This window comes from Taklimakanibacter albus (assembly GCF_016595235.1).
Lineage (GTDB): Bacteria > Pseudomonadota > Alphaproteobacteria > Rhizobiales > Aestuariivirgaceae > Taklimakanibacter > Taklimakanibacter albus.
Genome location: NZ_JAENHL010000008.1, coordinates 1,206,666 through 1,228,704, shown reverse-complemented (window position 1 = coordinate 1,228,704; position 22,039 = coordinate 1,206,666). Strand labels below are relative to the sequence as shown.

The window sequence follows — 22,039 nt, the reverse complement described above, 5'->3', positions numbered from 1 at the left end:
CCTTGCAGTCCAATAGGCGGAAGGAGACGCCCGTCCTTACAGGAGCGGGTCGATCCTCTTCCGGAATTCCTCGATTGATGTTTCACCCTTGAGCAGCTCGCCATTGATGAAGAAGGTCGGAATCGAATCGACGCCGAAATCTTTCTCCGCTTTGTCACGCACCGCGATGATACCCTTCGCCACCTCTTCGTTCTTGAGGCAGGCGTCGAAGCTTTCCTTGGTGAAGCCGGCGAGCTGAGCGATCTTCTGCAGGCCCTCGAGCGGGGCCGCGAGCCATGTGTCCTGCTGCTCGAAGAACATGTCGATCAGCGGGAAATATTTTTCCTTGGGGGCGCAGCGTGCCAGCATGAACGCGGCGAGCGCCGGCTGGTTGTGCGGGAACTCCCGGAAGATGAAGCGGATCTTGCCGGTGTCGATATAGTCCTTTTTGAGCGCCGGGAAGGTTTCCTTGTAGAAATTGGCGCAATGCGGGCAGGACGCCGAGGCATATTCGACGACGACGACTTTGGCGGTTTCCGGCCCCAGGGCCATTTCGCCCTCGGCCGGCGGGGCGTGCAGCGCGGCGATGTCGACGGCGGCATGGCCGGTCGAGGCAAAGGCGGCGGTACCGGCCAGCGCGCTGGCCCCGAGAATCAGTTGGCGGCGATCTAGGTACATAATGGCTCCTGACTACTAGATATTGGGGGTTATGACCAATAGGTCATTTGGCCTGTGGAGAACGGGGGCTGAGGACCCCTTTTCCCAGCTGGCGCAGCGCCTCTTTCAAGGCGGGGTCGTCGACAGTTTCAAGCCGGGATTCAAGGGCCTGGGCATCGGCCGGCCGCAACGGGGCGAGGGCGGGGCGGGACGGCTTCCGGGCGGTCAGCGCCCCTTGCACGATCTTGACCGAGGCGATGGCGCCATAGCCGTAAAAGGCGTTGATGCGCTCGATGATCCGGGGCGTCTCGTGCTGAATGTCGAGGCCGCGGCCGGGAACCACCCGGATCACCAGGGTGCCGCCCTGTTTGCGTTCGTCCGTTGCGGCGCGCGGCCATTTGATCCGCTCGGGCTCGCTCCAATTGGCGATCGCTTCCCCGGCGATTGCCGGCCATTGCGTGATGAGGTCGGCATAGGCAAAACCATAGCGGGCAAAGGCGGCGCGCGTCAGGGCGCGGAACTCTTTGTCGAGCGTTTTCATAGAGGCATCATGTCGTCGCGAACCATGGCGGAACAAGGGCTTTCACCGAGGCGTGATGGCAAAATACACCGGCTCCTGGCCTGGTATGACCGCCATCGCCGCGACCTGCCCTGGCGGGCCCGACCCGGCGAGACGCCCGATCCCTACCATGTCTGGCTGTCCGAGATCATGTTGCAGCAGACGACGGTGGCGACGGTCGGAACCTATTACCGGAAGTTCTTGGAGCTATGGCCCACGGTCGAAACCCTCGCCGCCGCCCCGCGCGAGGATGTGCTCAAAGCCTGGGCGGGGCTCGGCTATTACGCCCGCGCCCGCAATCTTCATGCCTGCGCCAAGGTGGTGGCCGAGGAACTGGGCGGCCGCTTCCCCGACAGCGAGGAGGGCCTGCGGGCGCTGCCCGGCATCGGCCCCTATACGGCGGGCGCTATCGCGGCCATCGCCTTCGACCGGCCGGCCGCCGCGGTCGATGGCAATGTCGAGCGGGTGATGACCAGGCTTTATGCCATCGAGACGCCCTTGCCCGACGCCAAGCCGGAAATCCGCAGCCGGACGCTGGCCCTGGTGCCCGAGAGGCGCGCCGGCGATTTCGCCCAGGCGCTGATGGATCTCGGCGCCACCATCTGCACGCCGAAGCGCCTCAACTGCATGATCTGTCCGTGGACGGAAGACTGCGCCGGAAGGAAGAGCGGCATCGCCGACGGATTGCCGCGCAAGAAGGAGAAGGCGGAGCGCCCGCGCCGTAAGGGCATCGCTTTCTGGGTCGAGCGCCAGGACGGCCGCGTGCTGCTGCGCGAGCGTCCCGACAAGGGACTGCTCGGCGGCATGATGGAAATCCCCTCGACCGAATGGGCGGCATCGGTGGCGAGGCCGGAAGTCCAGGCGCCGCTCGATGCCAAATGGACCAGGACCGGCAAGCGCATCGAGCACACTTTCACCCATTTCCATCTGGAACTCGACATCTGGTCGACGCGTGTGCTGGCCGACACCGATGTGCCCGACAAATCAGCGCGCTGGGTGCACAAAAGTGAGCTGGACAGCGAAGCGCTGCCCAGCGTCATGCGCAAGATCGTTGATCAGATGAGGTAGCTATCTTGTATCGAGATGATACGGCTTGAGTAGAACTTCGGCAGGAATATTCCACTCCACCGAAAGCTTGTGCGCCATTTGCATCGTCAAAGGACGTTTGCGTTTCAGGATTTCCGACGCGCGAGAACGTGATCCGATGAGCTCGCTCAGATCCTTCTGAGTGTAGCCGGAGATTTCCATGCGATACTCAATCGCCTCGACAGGATCAGTTGGTTCGATCGGCCAATTCTTCGCCTCGTAAGCTTCGATCAGGCTCGCCAGAACATCGAAGCGGTCGGCGGCCACCGTTCCAGGTGCTGGCTGGTTTTCAAAGTAGTGGGCAATTTCGGCGAGCGCCCAGTCGTAGTCCACCTCGTTGCGTATCGCACGAATATTCCTCATCACACAGTCTCCGCGTCGATGGCGTCATATTCCATGTGTGTGCCCACAAACTTGATCAAGACGCGTTTGTAGGCATAAGCCACATGCACCACCAGCCTGTACTTGTTCCCGCCTATGTCGAAGATAAGGCGGTTGTCTCCTATGAAGTCGACGGTCGTGCCGAACATCCGCTTTACGTCTGCGGGCGTGTTCCAACTTGCCTTGTCCACGACCTGATACCAGTTCTTAAGGGGAGTTTCCGCCTTCGGGTGTCGCACCCAGAACAGCTTCAGTGTTCGCTTGGCAATGACCTGCATTGCCCAATATAGGGTGTTCCCGATTTGGGAACAAGAGGGTGAGGCGCGCTGGGTGCACAAAAGCGAGCTGGACAGCGAAGCGCTGCCCAGCGTCATGCGCAAGATCGTCGCGCAGATGATCCCGGCGTCCGCCCCGCGAAGTGGGAGAAGCGGTGCGAAGCGCCGGGTGGGGTAAGGGGCTCAGTCCGCCGCCGGTCCCATTTCCAGGCGCACCTGCTGGCGCAGCATGTCGATCGGGATCAGCGACTTGCCTTTGCGCATATGCCAGAACGTCCAGCCATTGCAGGCTTCGGCACCCTGCACATGGGCGCCGATCTTGTGGATCGAGCCGGACGCATCGCGGCAGGCGATCGAGCCGTCCGCCCTGACCTTGGCCGCCACGCGCTGCGCCGGATCATAGAGCGTGTCGCCGGCCTTCACGAGGCCGCGCTCGATCAGCGAGCCGAAGGGGATGCGGACCTCGGCGCGTTTGCTGGTCGAGACCTTGAGCGCCTCGGGCGGCAGCGTTTCGGTCAGGCCGATGCGCGCTTTGGCAGCCTTGGCATAGCCCTTGTCGCGTTCGATGCCGATGAAATTGCGGCCGAGCTGCTTGGCGACGACGCCGGTCGTGCCTGAACCGAAGAACGGGTCGAGGACGACATCGCCCGGATTGGACGAGGAGAGCAGCACGCGGCGGAGCAGCGACTCCGGCTTCTGCGTCGGATGCAGCTTGTCGCCCTTGTCGTCTTTCAGGCGTTCGCCGCCCGAGCAGATCGGCAGCAGCCAATCGGAGCGCATCTGCAGCTCCTCGTTCAGCGCCTTCATCGCATCATAGTTGAAGGTGTAGCGCGAGGATTGATCGCGTCCGGCCCAGATCAGCGTTTCATGCGCATTGGTGAAGCGCCGCCCACGGAAATTCGGCATCGGGTTGCTCTTGCGCCAGATCACGTCATTGAGGAGCCAGAAGCCCATATCCTGAAGCAGCGCGCCGACACGGAAGATGTTGTGATAGGAGCCGATCACCCACAAAGCGCCGTCGGGCTTGAGCGCGCGGCGGCATTCGCGCAGCCAGCCGCGCGTGAAGGCGTCGTATTCGGCGAAGGAGTCGAACTTGTCCCAATCGTCGTCGACCGCGTCGACCTTGCTCTGGTCGGGCCGGTGCAGATCGCCATTGAGCTGGAGATTATAGGGCGGATCGGCAAAGACGAGATCGACCGACCCGGTCGGGATCTTGGTCAGCTGCTCGATGCAGTCGCCGACCAGTATAGTATTGTTAAGCGGCTTGATTTCAGCCTTCGCCTCGAACCCCATGGTACTCCCCAACGCAAACCCAACACACTCACGAATCCTTTATGAATCAAAGGGATTCACGGGTGAATCGGCAACTGGGGAAATGGTTAACGAGCTCTGTTTTGAGCCATTTTCGCGAGGGCCTAGAGACTGGCCGTTGCAGTTTCGAACAGGACGCGGATCGGCTCGAAGGAGCGCCGGTGATGTGTCGTGGGACCGAGCCGCGCCAGCGCTTCCTGATGTTCGGCGGTGCCGTAGCCCTTGTGCTTGGCGAAGCCATAGCCTGGATATTGCTGGTCGAGATCGACCATCATCCGGTCGCGCGTGACTTTGGCGATGATCGATGCGGCCGCGATCGACAGGCATTTGCCGTCGCCCTCGATGACCGTCTCGACCGGGCAGGCGAGCTTGGGCGCCCGATTGCCATCGACCAAGGCGAAGAGCGGGGCGCTGGCGAGTGCAGCAACCGCCTGGATCATCGCCGCATAGGTCGCCTGCAGGATGTTGTCGCGGTCGATCACCGCGACATCGACGATGCCGATGCCGACTTCCGCTTTGGCGAGAATGATGTCGTGCAACTCCGCACGCCGTGCATGGGTGAGCTTCTTCGAATCATTAAGTCCATCGGGCAGGTCGTCGGGATCGAGAATGACCGCGGCGGCGACCACCGGACCCGCCCAGGGACCGCGTCCGGCCTCATCGATGCCGGCGACGCGCGCGAAGCCGCGCGTCAGAGCCTCGCGCTCGAAGTCGAAATTAGGCAGCAGGCTGGAATCGATTCGCACCATGCAGCCAATCTGGCTGCATCAGAGGGCGGTCGTCAATTCTTCGGCCAGGCGGCGAAGATGGCGTTGAGCTCGCCATGCGGCGTCGCTTCCTTGGCGAAGGTGAAAGTTCCCTTCGTCTGCACTTCGCGCGCCGCCGCCAGGAAGGCGCCGATCGCCGCGCGGGTGAAGGAGCCGCCAACGCTGATGCGTCTGACGCCGAGGCGGCCAAGCTCCTCGACCGACAGGGGCACGCCTTTCAGGCCCATGACCACATTGACCGGACGGTCGACTTCCCGGACGACCGTCTCGATATCTCGCGGGTTGGTGAGGCCCGGCGCGAAGAGGACGTCGGCCCCGGCATCCTGGAAAGCCTGCAGCCGCATGATCGTGTCGGCGAGATTGGGCCGGTCATGCAGGAAATTCTCCGACCGTGCGGTAAGCGTGAAGCGGAAGGGCAGAGCGCGCGCCGCTTCGGCCGCCGCCGTGACGCGCTCGACCGCCGCTTCGAAATCATAGATCGGATCGTCCTTGCGTGTCGTGGCGTCTTCGATCGAGCCGCCGACGATGCCGGTCTGGCCGGCGAGACGAATGGTCTTGGCGCAGTCTTCCGGCGCATCGCCGAAGCCGCCTTCGAGATCGGCCGAGACCGGCAGGCTTGTCGCCTCGGCGATCGCCCGGGCATTGCCGAGATGCTCCTCGCGGGTGACGGCGCCGGTGCCGTCGGGCTTGCCGATGGTGAAGGCGAAGCCGGCGCTGGTCGTGGCGATCGCCTGGAAGCCCAGATTCTGCAAGAGCCTGGCGCTGCCGGCATCCCAGGCATTGGGGATGACGAAGATGCCGGGCTCCTCATGCAGGCTCGCGAACAGTTTTCCTTTTTCCGCCTGGGTGATCATGATGTTCCTCTTCAGAAAAGCTTGAGCTGCTCGCCGGGCTGCGGCGGCCGCCGGAAGGCGTCGGTCGAAAGCTGGCGGCGGTTCTTGTTATAGCCTAGCCGCTGCGCCGCCATCTCGAAACGCCGGCCGATCGTCCAGGCATAAGGTCCGGTGCCGGTGAAGCGGCGCCCGAAAGTGGAATCATTCTCCTTGCCCTGGCGGATCTGCCGGACGAGCGACATGACCTTGGCGGCGCGGTCGGGCAGCGCCTCCTCGAGCCAGGCGCGGAAGATGTCCTTCACTTCGAGCGGCAGCCTCAGCACGACATAGCCCGCTTCGCGCGCTCCCGCCGCGTAGGCCGCTTTCAGGATGCCTTCGATCTCGCTGTCATTGAGGCCCGGAATGATCGGCGCCGACATCACGACGGTGGGGACGCCGGCTTTCGACAGCGCCTCGATCGTGCCGAGCCTTCTGGGCGGCGTCGCGGCACGCGGCTCCATGGCGCGCGCGAGCTTGGGATCGAGCGTCGTCACCGACACCGCCACCTTCACCAGATTGCGTTTCGCCATGTCTTCCAGGATGTCGAGATCGCGCAGCACCAGCGCCGATTTGGTGACGATGCCGACCGGATGGTTGAATTCCGACAAGACTTCCAGGATCTGCCGGGTGATGCGGTATTCGCGCTCGATCGGCTGATAGGGATCGGTATTGGCGCCGAGCGCGATGGTCAGGGGCTGGTAATTGGGGTTCGCCAATTCGGCCCTGAGCAGGCTCGCCGCATTGGTCTTGGCGAAGAGCTTGCTTTCGAAATCGAGCCCGGGCGAGAGGCCCATATAGGCATGGGTGGGCCTCGCATAGCAGTAGGTGCAGCCATGCTCGCAGCCGCGATAGGGATTGATCGACTGGCGGAAGGAGATGTCGGGCGAGTCGTTGGTGGTGATGATCTTCTTCGGCGTTTCCGCATAGACCGTGGTCTTGAACGGCGGCAGCTCCTCGAGCGTCTGCCAGCCGTCATCGAAGATCTGGGTGCCGTGCCGCTCATAGCGTCCCGGCATATTGACGAGGGCGCCCCGTCCGCGCTGCTGCTGCGGCAGGGTCGCGTAGCGGGCCGCTCCCAAGGCGGAGAGGTCGAGCCCGCTTGTCTGGCGTCTGTCGATGAGGGTCGTCATGGGAGAAATATAGGCGTTCTCCCTGAACAAATCAAGAACAAGAACGGCCAAGCAAAACCATCGCGCGCCCCGCGGGGGCGCCGACGGCTCAGCCCGCGGTCTCAGGGCTTGGGTGTGGTGATGGCGTCCTTGAGCTCGGGATACTTGGCGGTGATGCGGTCGAACTCGCCGGACTTCGCCACGTCCTTGATGGCGGCGTCGAGCTTGGCCTTGAGAGCCGCGTCGCCCTTGCGGATGCCGGCGCCGATGCCTTCGCCCAGGACCTTCGCATCGGTGACGCTGGCCTTGTATTCGCAGCAGCCCTTGCCGCCGTCGGTTTCGAGGAAGCCCTTCATCACCGCGGCGCTGCCGATCGTGTAGTCGATGCGTCCGGAAGCGAGGTCCTGATTGGCCTCATCCTGGGTGGCATAGGTTTTGATCGTGGCGCCGGCCGGCGCATAGTCATCCTCGGCATGTTTGGCCGAGACGGTTGTGCCCTGGACGCCGATCGTCTTATCGGCGAGATGCGCCGGCGTGACGTCGAGATCGCCATTCTTGGGACCGACGACGAACAAAGTGGTGCGGTAATAGGGATCGGAGAAATCGATGACTGCCCGGCGCTTGGGCGTGATCGACATGGCGCTCCAGATGACGTCGATCGTGTTCGACTGCAGCGCCGGGATGATGCCGTCCCAGGCCACTTCGACATAATCGCATTTTTCGTTCATCGCCTTGCATACGGCGTCGATCGCATCGACTTCCCAGCCTACCCACTGGCCGGAAGCGTCCTTCGAACTGAAGGGCGGAAAAGGTTCAGCCGCAAAACCAATCTTCAGATCGGCATGTGCGAGACCCGTCTGCAGCGCCGTTAGGCCGGCCGCCAGAACAAGTGCTTTGAACATTTTATGCATCGTCAACTCCAGAAGGGCTTGGATAGAATCGGGCGCCGTCCGACATGCCTTAGCGCGCATCCCGGCGAAGCGGAATCGCTTCGCCGATAAGGATTCGCGCCAAATCAATATCTTGGAGCGAATTCTTATCGCCAAAGTCTGCAACTTTGGCGGAATTAGCTCTAAGGCATCTACGACGTTGTATATGACAGTATCTGTACGGGTGGTTAAATCGGCCGTCCGATATAAATTGATCGTTTGCCGCGCTTCGAAGTGATCGTTTTAAGGCGACGGCGGAGGGCTGAAGCTATGACCGCTTGCCGCCATGGAGAACGGCTCCGGCGAGGAGCGCGCTGAGCTCGGCCTGGCGGCTGACGCCGGTTTTCGCGAAAATCGCCTTGAGATACCAGCGCACCGTTTCGCGTGTGAGCTTGAGGGCGCTGGCCGTTTCTTCCGTGCTTTTGCCTTCGGCGATGCATCGGGCGACCCGCGCTTCGGTGGGGGTCAGGTCGAAGAGCCCGCCGAGCAGCTCCGCCGCCGGCGCGCTCGGACGGTCGAGCTGCGTCACCACCAGGAGGGCCTGGGCGCAAAAGAAGATGTCGGCCGCCTCACCGGGCAAAGGCAGGATATGGGCGACCGCCGAGGGTGATCCGGGACTGGCGGGAATAGGGATCGACCGCGTCGTCGCGGCCGAGGAAATCTGCTCGAGCGCCGTGCCGAGAAGCGTATTCGCCCGACGATCCGCGGCCGCGATCTTGTCATGCGCGAGGATCATGAACTGCTCGGAGAGCCCCTCCAACCGGTCATTGGCGGCGATCACCCGCCCGCTCTTTGCCAGCACCGCGGCCGCCAGCCCGGAGGTTCCGAGCGCCTCGACCACGGAATTCGCTCTTTCGAGATTGAGACGGGTGGCGATGACGGCGGCACGGCCGAGATGCGGGCGAATGCCGTCCAAGGCGGCGATCTTGTCGTCGGGAACCGGCCCGTCAGTATAGCGCCGTTCGAGATTGAAGACGGCGATATCGCCATTGGGCATGGGAATGACGGTGCCGGCGCAGTAGCCCAGACCGCGCGGATAGAAGAACTTCGAATAGGACAGATTGCGTTCCAGCTCTTCGGCGCCGTAGAGCTTGTCATTGCCCACAAAACCGTGATGTTTCGCCGCCATGGCGCGCTGGAGCCACAGATTATTGGCCTGCAGCTCGCTGTCGCGCGCGAAATCCTCCATGAGGTCGCGCAGCGCCGGCGAGCTGATCCAGCGCCCGACATTGTCGGTGCTTGCCGTCGTGCTGAAGACCGCCCCGAAACACCCGGCCATCTCCGATACGTCCTGGAGAATGCGGTCCCAGAGGTCGGGAACAATCGCAGCTTCGTAGATGCGGTCGATCAGTCTATCGTGGTCCATACGCCGTCCCGGAAAAATACTTCGGCCCGCCAAGCCGTCTTCATCTGATCGCCTCCCGGATGGGAGGTCAAGTCTCGCTCCGCATCGGGCATGCTAACGCGGGGGCGGCTGGATTGCATGGCCCATATGGGTCATGCCGGCACTGGTCCGCCACCGGAACCCTGAAGCCTCCCGTCTGAGAGGTGCGGTTTGCCCTGGATTTGGCACTCTGGCGGTCATGACCAACTCTCAACGTTCACTGGCCCGGATGCTATTCGCCATCCTGGCGGCATCGTTCCTGATGGCGCAGCCGGCCGCTGCCGCCAAACCGATTACGATCCGGGACAAGCTCAATGGCCTTGATTTCCGGTACATCATCTCGCTGGATCAAAAGAAATTCACCTGCTCGAAGCAGCAAGTCGCCGATGTGCGAAAGAAGGTCAAGGCATTTGCCCGCGCCGATCTCGGCCCGAAGACTCCGATCATCAAGCAAGAGGCGATGCGCGTCCACAAGACGAAGAGCCTGAAAGGGGTGTTCTTCGAATCCGCGTTTCATGCGGCCTGCGACCAAAGTTCCCAGAAGATTGTCATCTGGGCCCTCGGCAACGCAAACAAGCCCCGCATGTCCATCAGCTATTTCTCTTACATGGGCTGGTCCTGCAAGGACCTGACGGAGGGTGAGAAACTCGTGCCTTGTCCGGACGAAGCAAAGTAACTGATGCGCAGGCTGATCGGGCTTCTCGTTCTTCTCTCCATGTGGTCTGTCCCGGCATCCGCCGAGGACGAGAACATCACGCCGAAGCTCGAAGGCGCGCTTGTCGAGTTCCACAGCGGATCGGTCTATCAGTTCCGCCCCAAGGGCCGATTCGCTGCGAAGGTGATGGGCAAGGATTTCAAAGGCAAGTGGTGGTTCAAATCAGGCAAGTCGCTCTTCTGCGCCACCATCACCTTCAGCTCGGGCCCCGACACATCCTGCTACAAGATCGTCAAGCGTGGCGAGCGCTATATCGAGATCAATGAGAAAGGCGAGGCCACCGGCTCGCCGATCAAGAGCATCACGTTCAATCACTTCAAGAAGTGATCTGATCTACCCCCTTGCGCCGCAGCAGATGCTCGTCGAGCTCGGCATGTTCTCGAACAAATTGCTGCGGAGGCCTCTCGTCTGAGAGGTGTATTCGCCTACCTCTGTGGCACATTTGGAGATATCGCGATGGACGCGAAAGCTGGCCTGCGTCCTTGCTGTTGGAAGTTATTCCGTATCCGGACAAATGAGGTGGTTCATGCGCATCGTGTGTCTATTGTCGCTCGCCCTTCTGGCGACCCCGGTTCTTGCCGCACCCGCCGAAGAGAATGTGACAGTCAAGCTTCGCGGTGCTCTGGTCGAATTCGAAAGCGGGGCGCAATACGCTTTTTATCCAAGAGGCAGCATCCTCGTGTCGCGCGACGGCCAAAGCTATAGCGGCACCTGGTCATTCAAGCCGGACAGATCCGCCTACTGCATCACCATCAGCCTCGATCCGGGGCCCGAAGCGACCTGCAGCAGGATCGTCAAGCGTGCTGAACGCTATTTCGAACTCGCCGAAGACAGCGAGGCCCCTGGTGCGTCTATCAAGAGGATTACGTTCAATCGCTTCAAGAAGTGAGGCGGGGAGCCATCATCCCTTGCGCCGCTTGAGGTGCTCGTCGAGCCTCGGCATGATCTCGACGAAATTGCACGGCAGGTGACGATAATCGAGCTGGCTCTTGAGGATGCCGTCCCAGCCATCGCGGCAGGCGCCGGGTGAGCCCGGCAGGCAGAAGATGTATTTTCCTTGCGCCACGCCCGCGGTGGCGCGCGACTGGACCGTCGAGACGCCGATCTTCTGGAACGAGATCATGTGGAAGGCGACGCCGAAGCCTTCGATCTCCTTCTCGAACAACGGCCGCATCGCTTCCACCGTGACGTCGCGCCCAGTGAGGCCGGTTCCTCCGGTCGAGATGACGACGTCGAGATCCGTGCGCTTCAGCCATTTGCGCACCAGTGCGCGGATGGCGCGGACATCGTCCTTGACGATCTGGCGATCACTGAGCGTGTGGCCGGCTTCCGTGATGCGCTCGGCGAGCGTATCGCCTGATCTGTCGGTGGCGAGTATGCGCGTATCGGACACGGTCAGCACCGCGATGCGCACCGGAATGAAGGGACGGGGAGATGAGGTCTGCGTCATGAGATTCAGCGCCGTTCGAAAGCCATGCGGGCGGCGAGGATGAGGAACAGCGAGGCCGAGAGAAGAGAGAAGACGCGCGCGATGGTGCGGCTCTGCGCCAGCATCTCGCCGATCTTGCCGGCGAAGGCGGCTACCAGGCAGTTGATCGCCGTGCCGCCGATATTGAAGATCATGCCGAGAATGAAGAGCTGCATGAGCGGCGCGCCGTTCTCCGGCCGGATGAAGGGCGGCAGGAAGGCGAACATGAAGATGATCGTCTTCGGGTTGAACACGTTGACCAGCACGCCGTCGCGCCAGGCGGCGAAGAGGCTGCGTTGCCGGCCTTCCGTCTGAAGATTGCCGATCGGCGTGGTCAGCGTCTTGTAGGCGATCCAGACGAGATAGGCGGCACCTGCCCAACGGATCGCATCGAAGATGGCGGGATATTGCGTGAGGACCACCGCGATGCCGAGCGCCACCAGCACCAGATGGATGAACGAGCCGGTGGCGATGCCGAAGCTCGCGGCTATCCCCGATCTGGCGCCGCCTTTGATCGACTGGCCCAGCACATACATCATGTCATTGCCGGGCGTGAGATTGAGGGTCAGCGCGGCGGTGAGAAAGACCAGGAGGTCTGTCGTGTTAATGGGCATCGGCTTTGAGCTTCTGCTGGAGGGAAAGAAGATCGCGCCAGGCGAGGCGCTTCTGCGCCGGCTGGCGCAGCAGATAAGCCGGATGCAAGGTCGCGAGGAGGGGAATGCCGCCGAAATCAAACCAGCGGCCTCTGAGCTTCAGGATGCCCTCGGATTTGCCAATGAGACGCTGCGTCGGTGTGGCGCCGAGGCACACGATGTAGCGCGGTTTCTTGATTTCGATGGCGCGCTTGAGGAAGGGCAGGCACATCAGCGTTTCCTGGTCGGTCGGCGTGCGGTTGCCAGGCGGGCGCCAGAAGATGACATTGGAAATATAGACCGCCTCTTCCGGCTTCTCATTGTGGCGCGCCAGGCCGATGGCCTTCAGCATGCGGTCGAGAAGCTGGCCGGAGCGGCCGACGAATGGCTTGCCCTGGATGTCCTCGTCGCGCCCGGGCGCCTCGCCGATGAGCATCACCGGCGCGTCCGGATTGCCGTCGGCGAAACACAGATTGGTCGCCGTCTTCTTGAGCGGGCAGGCGTCATAGCGCATCAAGGCCTGCTCGATATCGGCGAGCGTCGCGCATTGCGCCGCCAGTGCCGCTGCGTCGCTGTTGCCGGCGGAGGCCGGCGTGGCGGCACGCATGTCGGTGGCCGGCGCGGCGGGCCGGATCAGGCTGGGGCGGGCGAGGGCAGAAGTCGCGGGCCGCACCGCTTGCGGGGCCGGCGCGGCCTGAGGCGGCGGCGCCACGAGACGGTTCACCGGCTCCGCACCGATGATTTCGTCCGCGCCCATCTCGACCAGCCACTCGATGGCGGCCGCTGCTTCCGCTGCCCTCATGTCGTTTTCTTCGCCTCAAATGTCCATAAACGGTGGCTTGCGCCTCCGGGGCCTGACACTATAACAGGCCGGAAACGATTGCGCCTATAGGGAGAAGACTGTGGAAGACGTCCAGCGTGAAGCCATGGAGTATGACGTCGTTATCGTAGGGGCGGGGCCTGCCGGGCTCTCGGCCGCCATACGATTGAAGCAGCTCGCCGCCGAAACCGGCCATGACGTGTCGGTCTGCGTACTCGAAAAGGGTTCCGAAGTCGGCGCCCATATCCTCTCCGGCGCGGTGATGGACCCGATCGCCCTCAATGAGCTGATCCCTGACTGGAAGGAAAAGGGAGCGCCGCTCAATACCGAGGTCACCGACGACCGCTTTTATGTTCTGGGCCCGCAGGGCGCCATGCGCCTGCCCAATATCATGATGCCGCCGCTCATGAACAATCACGGCAATTATGCCGTCTCGCTTGGCAATGTCTGCCGCTGGCTGGCGCAGCAGGCCGAGGCGCTGGGTGTCGAGATCTATCCGGGCTTCGCCTGTTCCGAGGTTCTCTATCGCGAGGACGGCTCGGTAAAGGGCGTCGTCGCCGGCGTCTTCGGCATCGCCAAGGACGGTTCGCACAAGGCCGATTTCCAGCCCGGCATGGAGCTTCACGGCAAATATGTCTTCATCGCCGAAGGCGTCAGGGGCTCGCTCGCCAAGGAGATCATCGCCAAGTTCAATCTGTCGGAAGGCAAGCAGCCGCAGAAGTTCGGCCTCGGCATGAAGGAGCTCTGGGAAGTGCTGCCCGAGAACCACAAGCAAGGCCAGGTCACCCACACGATGGGCTGGCCGCTCGGCCTCAAGGCGGGCGGCGGCTCCTTCATGTATCATCTCGAGAACAATCTCGTGTCGATCGGCTTCGTCGTTCACCTGAACTACGAGAACCCGCATCTCTTCCCCTATATGGAGTTCCAGCGTTTCAAGCATCACCCGCTGATCGAGCCGGTGCTGCGCGGCGGCCGCCGCGTCGCTTATGGCGCGCGCGCCATCACCGAAGGCGGCCTGCAATCGGTGCCGAAGCTCTATTTCCCCGGCGGCGCGCTGATCGGCTGCTCGGCCGGCTTCGTCAACGTGCCGCGCATCAAGGGTTCGCATAATGCGATGAAGACCGGCATGCTCGCCGCCGAAGCGGCCTTCAAGGCGCTCCAGGCGGGACGCGCCGGCGATGAGCTCGAAGCCTATGAGCAGGCTTACGAGAAGTCATGGGTCTATGAGGATCTGAGCCGGGTGCGCAATGTGAAGCCGATGTGGTCGAAGCTCGGCCTGGTCGGCGGCCTGGCGCTGGGCGGCGCCGATATGTGGCTGAATCAGCTCTTCGGCTTCGGCTTCGGCACCTGGAAACACAGCAAGCCCGATTATGCGACGCTGAAGCCTGCGTCCCAGATGAAGCCGATCGACTATCCCAAGCCCGACGGCATCATTTCCTTCGACCGTCTGACCAATGTGGCCTTCTCGGCGACCAATCACGAGGAAGACGAGCCGTCGCATCTGAAGCTCAAGGATCCGTCCATCCCGATTGGCGTCAATCTGCCGAACTGGGCGGAGCCGGCGCAGCGTTACTGTCCGGCCGGCGTCTATGAGGTGGTGGGCGAAGCCGGCAAGGACATGCGCTTCCAGATCAACCACCAGAATTGCGTCCACTGCAAAACCTGCGACATCAAGGATCCCTCGCAGAACATCAACTGGGTGGTGCCGCAGGGCGGCGAAGGTCCGAACTACCCGAATATGTAGCTTCCCATCTCGGCTCCATCTGAGCTGGCTAGGAATAAACTGCGAATCTTATTCGCGGGGTTTCAACACCGCTTAGTCACACGGTCAATAAGCGCGGGTTTTCCACGAGTTGATTAAAGTTTTAATCAAACTGGCAAGCCCTCGCACATGATGCCTGCCTAGTTTGCGCCCATGCGATGGACGACTTTCCAAAGGGCGCAAGACAAGTGACGAACCATTCCTCGAAATCGAAAAGCGCTCGCCTTCTGCACCGTTTTGCCGGTGATGCGCGCGGCAATGTCGCGATATTCACGGCGCTCGCGGCGCTTCCGCTGCTGGTCGCGGCGGGCGTCGCCATCGACACGGCGCGGGCGTCGCGCAGCCATAATACTCTGCAGGTGGCGGTCGATTCCGCTGCCCTGGCCGCCGCCTCCTCGGACAAAGTCAACATGGCGGGCCTCACCACGGCGCAGAAAGCAACGCGCAAGAAGGAACTTGAGAATCTCGCGCGCAATTACGTGAAGAGCAATTACGCCGACGAGGGAGCCGAAGCCACCATCACGGTCGACGTGACCGACACGACCCTTACCGTCACGGGCCAGAAGCTCTATCCGACGACGCTCATGGGGCTCGTCGGCTACAAGACCGTCGATATCGACGCACGCGCCGAAGTGAATTTGCAGGGCGGAATCTCGGAGAATATCGAGATCATTCTTGTGATGGACACCACGGGATCGATGGATCAGAACAACAGGCTCCGCGATGCCAAGCAGGCCGCGAAGGATCTCATCACGACGGTCCTGGGCGATGCGAAGTCGGACAGCAAGGTCAAATTCGCGCTGGTTCCCTTCTCGGGATCTGTGAATGTCGGTGCCGACAAGCTCAATAGCGGGTGGATCGACACGACGGGCAAGGCCTCGGTGTCCAAGGTCAATTTCACCGACACGAACTATCACAATATGCAGGCCTGGAATGACATGAAGTATGTCAACTCCAAGGGGCAGACGGTTCCCTTGCCATGGAACGGTTGCGTCGAAGCGCGCCTCGGTAATCTCGCTGTTAACGACACGGTGCCGACTGCTGCGACGGGAGACACGCTGTTCACGCCCTATATGGCGCCCGATGAACCCGATTCATTCTACAATAACTACATTTCGCAGAGCAACGAGGAGAAAGACCTGACGGGCTCGAAGACCGACGCGAAGCGTCAGGCCAACCAGGTGAAATATGCCACGAAGACCTTCACCAGCCTGACCGGGGCGACTGGTCCGTGGTCCAATTGCGCGGCCTCGGCGATCGTGCCGCTCACCACCGATCGGTCCGTTATTGAATCCGGCATCGATGCGATGCAGGCGCGCGGCAGCACGGTCCTCCCGGAAGGACTGATGTGGGGCTGGCGCGTCATGTCGCCGAACCTGCCTTTCACGGAGGGGGCCGCCTATACCGACAAGAAATGGCGTAAGGTTCTCGTGTTCATGACCGATGGCGAGAACGATGTTGGCGCCGGCCTCAACAGCCTGAACGGCTCCTATTATACCGCCTATGGCTTTGCCACGGCGCCAACCGCCAAGAATCGCTTCGGCACCACCAACTCGAGCAGCGCGAATAGCCAGCTCGATTCCAAGCTCACGACCGCTTGCACCAATCTCAAGGCCAATGCCGAGCCCCGCGAAGATCCGAAGAACAAGGCCAAGACTATTCCCAGCATCGAAGTCTACACGATCGCCTTCCAGGCCCCCTCCGCGGCGAAAACGCTCCTGAAGTCCTGCGCCACCAGCGAGGGCTATTACATCGATGCCGCCAATGGCACGGAGCTCAAGGACGCCTTTAAAGCCATCGGCGCCCGTCTGAAGACCATGTATCTGAGCAAGTAACCCTTACCACCGGGGGCGACTTGCAGACTCGAGGGGCGTTTCCAGGTGAAACGCCCCTTTTTCTTGAGTATATAGCGTCCCAGACAGGCGCCTCTTGCGGCGATCCTGAAAAAACCTCATTTTATGTCCTGAATCGCGAAGCATAGCGCTTCTGCGAGCAGAAAGATTTCTGATGACAAAGCCTCTTAGCCGGATGCTGCCGGCGCTGGCCTTCGGCCTGTTTTTTGCCGCCCTCCCCGCCCAGGCGGGTTACGAAGATATCGACGTCGAAGGAACCTCGCTCTCCGGCAGCTATCTGGCCGGCCGTTTCGCCGGCAAGCAGCGCGACATGGATGCCGCCGGGCAGTATTTCCAGCAGGCCCTGCGTGACGATCCCAACAATGCCGTGCTCATCGAGCGGGTCTTCATCTTCGACCTCTCGGACGGCAAGGTCGCCAGCGCCGAGGACTATGCCGAGCGGGTCCTGAGCTTCAACAGCCAGCACCGCATGGCGCGTTTCGTTCTGGGGCTGCGCGATGTCCGCCTGAAGCGCTTCGTCAAGGCGCGCGAAAACTTCAAGAAGGCCGCCTATACGCCGATCGGCGAATTGACCGCCACATTGCTCACCGCCTGGACCTATGCGGCGCAGGGCAACCAGGCCCAGGCCTTCAATACCCTCGACAAGCTCGACCAGAACGAGTCGCTCGAGAACTTCAAATCCTATCACGGCGCACTGATTGCCGATTATCTCGGCGCCAATATCCGCGCCGACAGTTTCTACAAGAAGGCCTTCGCCCAGGCCGGCAATTCGTTGCGCGTCGTTCAGGCCTATGGCAATTATCTCGAGCGCAACGGCCGCAAGGACGAGGCGCGCAAGGTCTATGAGCAGTTCCTGCAGGCGTCCGAGAAGAACCCCCTGGTCCGCCAGGCCTTGGACAGTCTCGACAAGGGGACGAAGCCGGAAGCCTTCGTGAAGACGCCCGAGGCCGGCATGAGCGAGGCGCTGTTCTCGGTGGCGAGCGCGCTGTCGGACGACCAGGGGCTCGAAGTGGCGCTGGCCTATGCCCAGCTCGCTTTGTCGGTGTCCGGCGACCGCAACATCAATCTGACGCTGCTCGGCGACATCTATGAGAGCATGAACTCCTATCAGCGCTCGATCGATGCCTATGACGCGATCGACAAGACTTCGGTGCTCAAGCCCAATGCCGATCTCGAAGTCGCGGTCAATCTGCAGCGGCTCGAAAAGAAGGACGAAGCCAAGGCCCGGCTCAAGGCGCTGATCGCCACCGATCCGAAGGACTATGACGCCCAGGTCACGCTCGGCAATCTCTATCGCAACAATGAAGAATTCGCCCCCGCTGCCGATGCCTATAACGCCGCCATCGCGCTGATCGCCAAGCCGGAGCGCGAGAACTGGACGGTCTTCTATTATCGCGGCATCGCCTTTGAGCGCACCAAGCAGTGGGACAAGGCGGAGCCCGATTTCCGCAAGGCGCTCGAGCTCGAGCCCGACCAGCCGATGGTGCTCAACTATCTCGGCTATTCGATGGTCGATAAGAAGATCAATCTCACCGAGGCGATCGCCATGGTGAGGAAGGCCGTCGAGCTCAAACCGAATGACGGCTATATCGTCGACAGCCTCGGCTGGGCGCATTTCCGCCTCGGCGAATATGAGGAGGCGGTGAAGCAGCTCGAGCGTGCCGTCGAGCTCAAGCCCGCCGATCCGGTGATCGCCGACCATCTGGGCGATGCCTATTGGCGCATCGGCCGCCAGCTCGAGGCCCGCTTCCAGTGGCAGCACGCCAAGGACAACAAGCCCGAGCCCGAAGACCTCGCCCGTATCGAGAAGAAGCTGAAGGAAGGTCTGGCCGACGACCCGCCGGTGACGCCGGCGCAAGGCACCCCGACCGGAAACAACGGCTGAAGCATCGGGCCGAAAAGTGCGAAGCGGTTTTCGGACAACCCGATGCGCAAAGCAAAAGACCCAATGCCGCACACCGAGCTGGCGCGCGCCAAGATCAACTTGGCGCTGCACGTTCTCGGCCGCAGGCCGGACGGCTATCACGAGCTTGACAGTATCGTGGCCTTTGCCGGCATCGCCGACCGCCTGACTTTCGAGCGGGCGGACGACTGGTCGCTCGATATTGCCGGCCCCTTCGCCGCCGGGCTCGGTGGCGCGCCCGACAATCTCGTGCTGAAGGCGGCGCGCGGATTCGCGCAAACCTTCGCAGACGAGGCCAGATACCGCATCACGCTCGAAAAGCATCTGCCTGTCGCGTCGGGCATAGGCGGCGGATCGGCCGATGCCGCCGCAACCTTGCGGGCGCTTCGCACCCTGTCGGCTGAGAACATCGACTCCGGCAAGCTTTCGGCGCTCGCAGCCTCCCTGGGTGCCGACGTGCCGGTCTGCCTGGTGGGCAGGAGCTGCCGCATGCGCGGCATCGGCGAGCGCATCGACCTGCTGAATGATCTGACTCCGATGCCGGCCGTGCTGGTCAATCCGCGCCGCGAAGTGGCGACGGCGCAGGTCTTCGCCAAGCTCGCCCTCAAGCCGGGCGACAAGGTCTTTGCCGGGCTGGAAGAGGGGGCCGATCCGGCCTCCTGCCGCAACGATCTCAGCCCGCCCGCTCTGGCGGTGGCGCCGGTCATCGGCGAGGTGATCGCCGCTTTGCAAAACAGGGCCGGACTGCGCTTCGCCCGCATGTCGGGATCGGGCGCCACCTGCTTCGGCATCTTCGCCTCGACCGCGGTAGCGGAGGCGGCGGCCCGCGACATCGCCGCCGCCTATCCCGGTTGGTGGGTCATGCCGACGGTGATCGGGTAGCCCATGGTCTATCGGAGCATGCTCCTTCTCATGGCGATCTTCGCGACATCGGCCGCCGCCGAGCCGACCGTCGAGGTGCTCAGGGTCGATCCCGTTGAGGTCACGGCGGAGCCGGATAAGGCGCTGGTCGAGGCTTGCCGGTCATGGTCGCTCAGTAAGGAGCAGGTCGCGGAATTTTTCGGTCTCGCTCAGGAATATGAGATCTCGCCCTATGCGAGCTACTACCAGACGCCATGCTCGATAACGGGAGAGCTGACGAGCAGCGGCGAGGTCTGGAAATATTCGATCAATGGCGGCGCAACCGCCGTCTGGATGAAGGGCGACGTGACCCGTTATTGGGGCTGCAGCAAGCCCGAATGCGAGAAGCTCGTGCTTCTGCCGACCGACTTCATGCGCGGAGACTAAACTTTTGCACCCGCCAGATCGGCATAAAGCGCGTCGCGCGTGTCCTTGGTGAATTGACCATTGCAGCCTTCGAGCGCCGTGTTGCTCATGCTGATGACGCTTATGCCTCTGGCGATATCGACGAACCAGTCATTGCCATAGACCCCACCCCACAACAGCGATCCCTTCGACTGCGGCGTGTTGGCGAGCTTCGCGTCGTCGATGACCGCGCTCACGAAACCGAAACGCTGTCCTTCACTGCCGACGCCGCGGTCGAGCGTGCCGACCTGGTTGGTGATGGCGGCGCGGCCGGTCTCGGGATTGAGCACGCCGGCGCCGCCCTTGCGCAGCGCTTCGAGCAGAGCCAGCACGCCGTCGGCGGTGCCGACCATGCCGGCGCCGCCCGACTGGAACGCTTTCGGGTTGAAGGCGCGTGTCGGCGCGAAATTGAAATAGCCGTTCTCGTCGCTGCCCAGTGTCACCCGGTCCGGCATGCGTTGGGCCACCGGCGTCGCATCGGCATAGGCGGTGGCGAGGCGGGCGCGGTCGGCGATGTGGAAGCTCGTGTCTTTGATACCGAGCGGACCGGTCACGTGGTGTTTGACGACGTCGTCGAGACTTGCGCCCGCGACCTTGGCAAGCACGGCGCCCAGCACATCGATCGCCACCGAATATTCCCATTTCGAACCCGGCGCGAATTTGAGCGGACGTTTCGCGAGGCGGGTGAAATTCTCCTCGAAACCGAAATCGCCGTCCGACAGGCCGTCGGAGAAATCGGGATCGGGCCCGTAATCATAGCTCAGGCCCGATGTGTGGGTGATGAGATGGCGCAGCGTGATGGCGGGCGCGGGGCCATCGGCGAGCTTCGGCGTGAAATAGGGCAAATAGCGGGTCACCGGATCATCGAGCCGGATCAGGCCCTTGTCCATCATCGCCAAGGCGGAGATGGCGACGAAGGGTTTGGTCACCGAGGCGAGACGGAAGATCGTGTCGCGGCGCACCGGTTTACCGGCCTCGCGATCGGCGAAACCCTTCTCGGATGCGAAGACGACCTTGCCGTCCCGGGCGACCAGATAGACGATGCCGACGATACGGCCATTCGAAACGGCATCGTCGATGACGCGTTGCAGTCGTGTGAACATAGGCGCTTATTCCCTAAACCAGCCGCCGGTCGTCTTCGCCGAGCAGCACGCAGTCGGAGGGCGCAAAGGCGATATCGACCGTCTCGCCCTCGCGGAACACCTGATCGTCGATGATCGTGTTGGCCTGCAATTTCAGACCCTCGGCGTCGATGGCGTAGATGGCGGTGCCGCCCAGATAGGACGTGGCCGCGATCTTGCCTTTGAGCTTGTTGGCGCCATTGGCCGCCTTCTTGCCGACTTCGAGCCGCTGGGCGCGTAGGATGACCGTCACTTTGCTGCCGGCTTTGGCGGAAGCGGGCGCCTTGGCCTCGATGCTGGCGCCATTGTCGAGGGTGATCCGGGCGCTGCCATTGCCGGTCGCGGCGATGGTGCCGGCCATGAGGTTGGACTGGCCGAGGAAGCTCGCCACGAATTTCGTCGCCGGCATGCGATAGACGTCCTCCGGCGTGCCGTTCTGCTCGATGAGACCATGATTCATCACCACGATGCGATCCGACATGGCGAGCGCTTCTTCCTGGTCATGCGTCACGAAGATGGTGGTGATGCCGACCTCGCGCTGGATGATCTTGAGCTCGGTGCGCATCTCCTCGCGCAGATGCGCGTCGAGGGCGGAAAGCGGCTCGTCGAGGAGCAGCACGTCGGGCTCGATCACGATGGCGCGGGCGAGCGCGATGCGCTGCTGCTGGCCGCCCGACAATTGCGAGGGCAGCTTCTTCTCGACGCCCGGCAGGCGCACCATGTCGAGCGCGCGCTTCACCTTGCGCTCGATGTCTGCCTTCGGCACGTCGCGGTACTTGAGGCCGAAGGCGATGTTATCGGCGACCGATTTATGCGGGAAGAGGGCATAGTTCTGGAAGACGAGGCCGATATTGCGCTTGTAGATCGGCACATCGTTGATCAGCCGTCCGGCGACGACGATCTCGCCCGAGGTCGGCGTGACGAGGCCGGCGATCGAGCGCAGGATCGTCGTCTTGCCGCAGCCCGAGGGGCCGAGCAAGGTCACGAAGCTGCCCTTGTCGATCTTGAGATCGACATCCTTCACCGCCACGAAGGCCCCGTAGGTGAGCGTGACGCCTTTGAGATCCACGGCGATGTCGGTCATGCGCAGGACTTCACTTGAGGATGAGTGAATGGAGAGCATCCCGGCGCTGGGCCGGGATGCTCCGTGA

The 22,039-nt window shown here is 62.4% G+C and carries 24 protein-coding genes; 9 read left to right on the top strand and 15 right to left on the bottom strand.

The genetic code is table 11. The features are described from left to right. Positions 1–36: 36 nt before the first annotated feature. The gene (locus JHL16_RS28865) at positions 37–657 is read right to left on the bottom strand and encodes a DsbA family protein (RefSeq protein WP_200188339.1); all 621 of its coding nucleotides are present in this window, start codon (positions 655–657) and stop codon (positions 37–39) included. Between the two features lie 43 nt (positions 658–700). After that, positions 701–1,177, bottom strand: a complete 477-nt coding sequence (locus JHL16_RS28860) for a DUF721 domain-containing protein (RefSeq protein ID WP_200188338.1) — start codon at positions 1,175–1,177, stop codon at positions 701–703. 24 nt (positions 1,178–1,201) lie between these two features. Here JHL16_RS28860 and mutY point away from each other — a divergent pair, with 24 nt between their 5' ends. Then, positions 1,202–2,263 (top strand): A/G-specific adenine glycosylase, encoded by a 1,062-nt coding sequence (gene mutY, locus JHL16_RS28855; protein ID WP_200189574.1) that lies wholly within the window; start codon positions 1,202–1,204, stop codon positions 2,261–2,263. Here mutY and JHL16_RS28850 read toward each other — a convergent pair whose 3' ends face one another. From JHL16_RS28850 to JHL16_RS28815, 8 genes are all read right to left on the bottom strand, one after another. Continuing rightward, the gene (locus JHL16_RS28850; RefSeq protein ID WP_200188337.1) at positions 2,264–2,644 is read right to left on the bottom strand and encodes a helix-turn-helix domain-containing protein; all 381 of its coding nucleotides are present in this window, start codon (positions 2,642–2,644) and stop codon (positions 2,264–2,266) included. Continuing rightward, positions 2,644–2,940, bottom strand: a complete 297-nt coding sequence (locus JHL16_RS28845; protein WP_137854749.1) for a type II toxin-antitoxin system HigB family toxin — start codon at positions 2,938–2,940, stop codon at positions 2,644–2,646. Before JHL16_RS28845 ends, JHL16_RS28850 begins: the two co-directional genes overlap by 1 nt. Before the next feature lie 180 nt (positions 2,941–3,120). Beyond that, complete coding sequence (locus JHL16_RS28840) at positions 3,121–4,230, bottom strand: site-specific DNA-methyltransferase (protein ID WP_200188336.1); 1,110 nt, start codon at positions 4,228–4,230, stop codon at positions 3,121–3,123. A gap of 122 nt (positions 4,231–4,352) precedes the next feature. Beyond that, positions 4,353–4,997 carry a ribonuclease HII gene (locus JHL16_RS28835; RefSeq protein WP_200188335.1) on the bottom strand — a complete coding sequence of 215 codons (645 nt, stop codon included), beginning with the start codon at positions 4,995–4,997 and terminating at the stop codon, positions 4,353–4,355. Positions 4,998–5,029: 32 nt separating this feature from the next. After that, positions 5,030–5,869, bottom strand: coding sequence for an isocitrate lyase/PEP mutase family protein (locus JHL16_RS28830; RefSeq protein ID WP_200188334.1), 840 nt, complete (start codon positions 5,867–5,869; stop codon positions 5,030–5,032). Between the two features lie 11 nt (positions 5,870–5,880). Continuing rightward, positions 5,881–7,017 (bottom strand): PA0069 family radical SAM protein, encoded by a 1,137-nt coding sequence (locus JHL16_RS28825; RefSeq protein WP_200188333.1) that lies wholly within the window; start codon positions 7,015–7,017, stop codon positions 5,881–5,883. A gap of 101 nt (positions 7,018–7,118) precedes the next feature. Further along, the gene (locus tag JHL16_RS28820; protein ID WP_200188332.1) at positions 7,119–7,898 is read right to left on the bottom strand and encodes a transporter substrate-binding domain-containing protein; all 780 of its coding nucleotides are present in this window, start codon (positions 7,896–7,898) and stop codon (positions 7,119–7,121) included. Positions 7,899–8,193: 295 nt separating this feature from the next. After that, positions 8,194–9,291 (bottom strand): helix-turn-helix transcriptional regulator, encoded by a 1,098-nt coding sequence (locus JHL16_RS28815; protein WP_200188331.1) that lies wholly within the window; start codon positions 9,289–9,291, stop codon positions 8,194–8,196. A 217-nt stretch (positions 9,292–9,508) separates the two neighbouring features. On the opposite strand from JHL16_RS28815, the gene JHL16_RS28810 reads away from it, so the two are divergent. From JHL16_RS28810 to JHL16_RS28800, 3 genes are all read left to right on the top strand, one after another. Then, on the top strand, positions 9,509–9,985 hold the full coding sequence (locus tag JHL16_RS28810; RefSeq protein WP_200188330.1) for a hypothetical protein: 477 nt from the start codon (positions 9,509–9,511) through the stop codon (positions 9,983–9,985). A gap of 3 nt (positions 9,986–9,988) precedes the next feature. Further along, a complete protein-coding gene (locus tag JHL16_RS28805) occupies positions 9,989–10,351 on the top strand; it encodes a hypothetical protein (protein ID WP_200188329.1) in 363 nt (120 codons plus the stop codon). A gap of 199 nt (positions 10,352–10,550) precedes the next feature. Beyond that, positions 10,551–10,913, top strand: a complete 363-nt coding sequence (locus tag JHL16_RS28800) for a hypothetical protein (RefSeq protein ID WP_200188328.1) — start codon at positions 10,551–10,553, stop codon at positions 10,911–10,913. Positions 10,914–10,925: 12 nt separating this feature from the next. Here JHL16_RS28800 and moaB read toward each other — a convergent pair whose 3' ends face one another. The 3 genes from moaB to JHL16_RS28785 are packed head-to-tail and all read right to left on the bottom strand — an operon-like array spanning position 10,926 to position 12,926. Beyond that, the gene (gene moaB, locus JHL16_RS28795; protein ID WP_200188327.1) at positions 10,926–11,474 is read right to left on the bottom strand and encodes a molybdenum cofactor biosynthesis protein B; all 549 of its coding nucleotides are present in this window, start codon (positions 11,472–11,474) and stop codon (positions 10,926–10,928) included. A 5-nt stretch (positions 11,475–11,479) separates the two neighbouring features. Beyond that, positions 11,480–12,106 carry a LysE family translocator gene (locus JHL16_RS28790; protein WP_200188326.1) on the bottom strand — a complete coding sequence of 209 codons (627 nt, stop codon included), beginning with the start codon at positions 12,104–12,106 and terminating at the stop codon, positions 11,480–11,482. Further along, the gene (locus JHL16_RS28785) at positions 12,096–12,926 is read right to left on the bottom strand and encodes a uracil-DNA glycosylase (RefSeq protein ID WP_200188325.1); all 831 of its coding nucleotides are present in this window, start codon (positions 12,924–12,926) and stop codon (positions 12,096–12,098) included. Before JHL16_RS28785 ends, JHL16_RS28790 begins: the two co-directional genes overlap by 11 nt. A 124-nt stretch (positions 12,927–13,050) precedes the next feature. Between JHL16_RS28785 and JHL16_RS28780 the strand changes: the two genes are divergently transcribed. The 5 genes from JHL16_RS28780 (at position 13,051) to JHL16_RS28760 (ending at position 19,749) form a co-directional block, all read left to right on the top strand. Further along, on the top strand, positions 13,051–14,688 hold the full coding sequence (locus tag JHL16_RS28780; protein ID WP_200189572.1) for an electron transfer flavoprotein-ubiquinone oxidoreductase: 1,638 nt from the start codon (positions 13,051–13,053) through the stop codon (positions 14,686–14,688). A 206-nt stretch (positions 14,689–14,894) separates the two neighbouring features. Beyond that, complete coding sequence (locus JHL16_RS28775; RefSeq protein ID WP_200188324.1) at positions 14,895–16,541, top strand: pilus assembly protein TadG-related protein; 1,647 nt, start codon at positions 14,895–14,897, stop codon at positions 16,539–16,541. A 172-nt stretch (positions 16,542–16,713) separates the two neighbouring features. Next, on the top strand, positions 16,714–18,444 hold the full coding sequence (locus JHL16_RS28770) for a tetratricopeptide repeat protein (RefSeq protein WP_200188323.1): 1,731 nt from the start codon (positions 16,714–16,716) through the stop codon (positions 18,442–18,444). A gap of 42 nt (positions 18,445–18,486) precedes the next feature. Continuing rightward, complete coding sequence (locus JHL16_RS28765) at positions 18,487–19,344, top strand: 4-(cytidine 5'-diphospho)-2-C-methyl-D-erythritol kinase (RefSeq protein WP_246771195.1); 858 nt, start codon at positions 18,487–18,489, stop codon at positions 19,342–19,344. Between the two features lie 30 nt (positions 19,345–19,374). Beyond that, positions 19,375–19,749 carry a hypothetical protein gene (locus tag JHL16_RS28760; protein ID WP_210346102.1) on the top strand — a complete coding sequence of 125 codons (375 nt, stop codon included), beginning with the start codon at positions 19,375–19,377 and terminating at the stop codon, positions 19,747–19,749. Here JHL16_RS28760 and JHL16_RS28755 read toward each other — a convergent pair. Both JHL16_RS28755 and JHL16_RS28750 read right to left on the bottom strand, forming a co-directional pair. After that, positions 19,746–20,870: a serine hydrolase domain-containing protein gene (locus JHL16_RS28755; protein WP_200188321.1), complete on the bottom strand. Its 1,125-nt coding sequence runs from the start codon at positions 20,868–20,870 to the stop codon at positions 19,746–19,748. The two genes, JHL16_RS28760 and JHL16_RS28755, sit on opposite strands and share 4 nt — an antisense overlap. Before the next feature lie 13 nt (positions 20,871–20,883). After that, on the bottom strand, positions 20,884–21,972 hold the full coding sequence (locus JHL16_RS28750; RefSeq protein ID WP_246771194.1) for an ABC transporter ATP-binding protein: 1,089 nt from the start codon (positions 21,970–21,972) through the stop codon (positions 20,884–20,886). Positions 21,973–22,039: the final 67 nt, after the last annotated feature.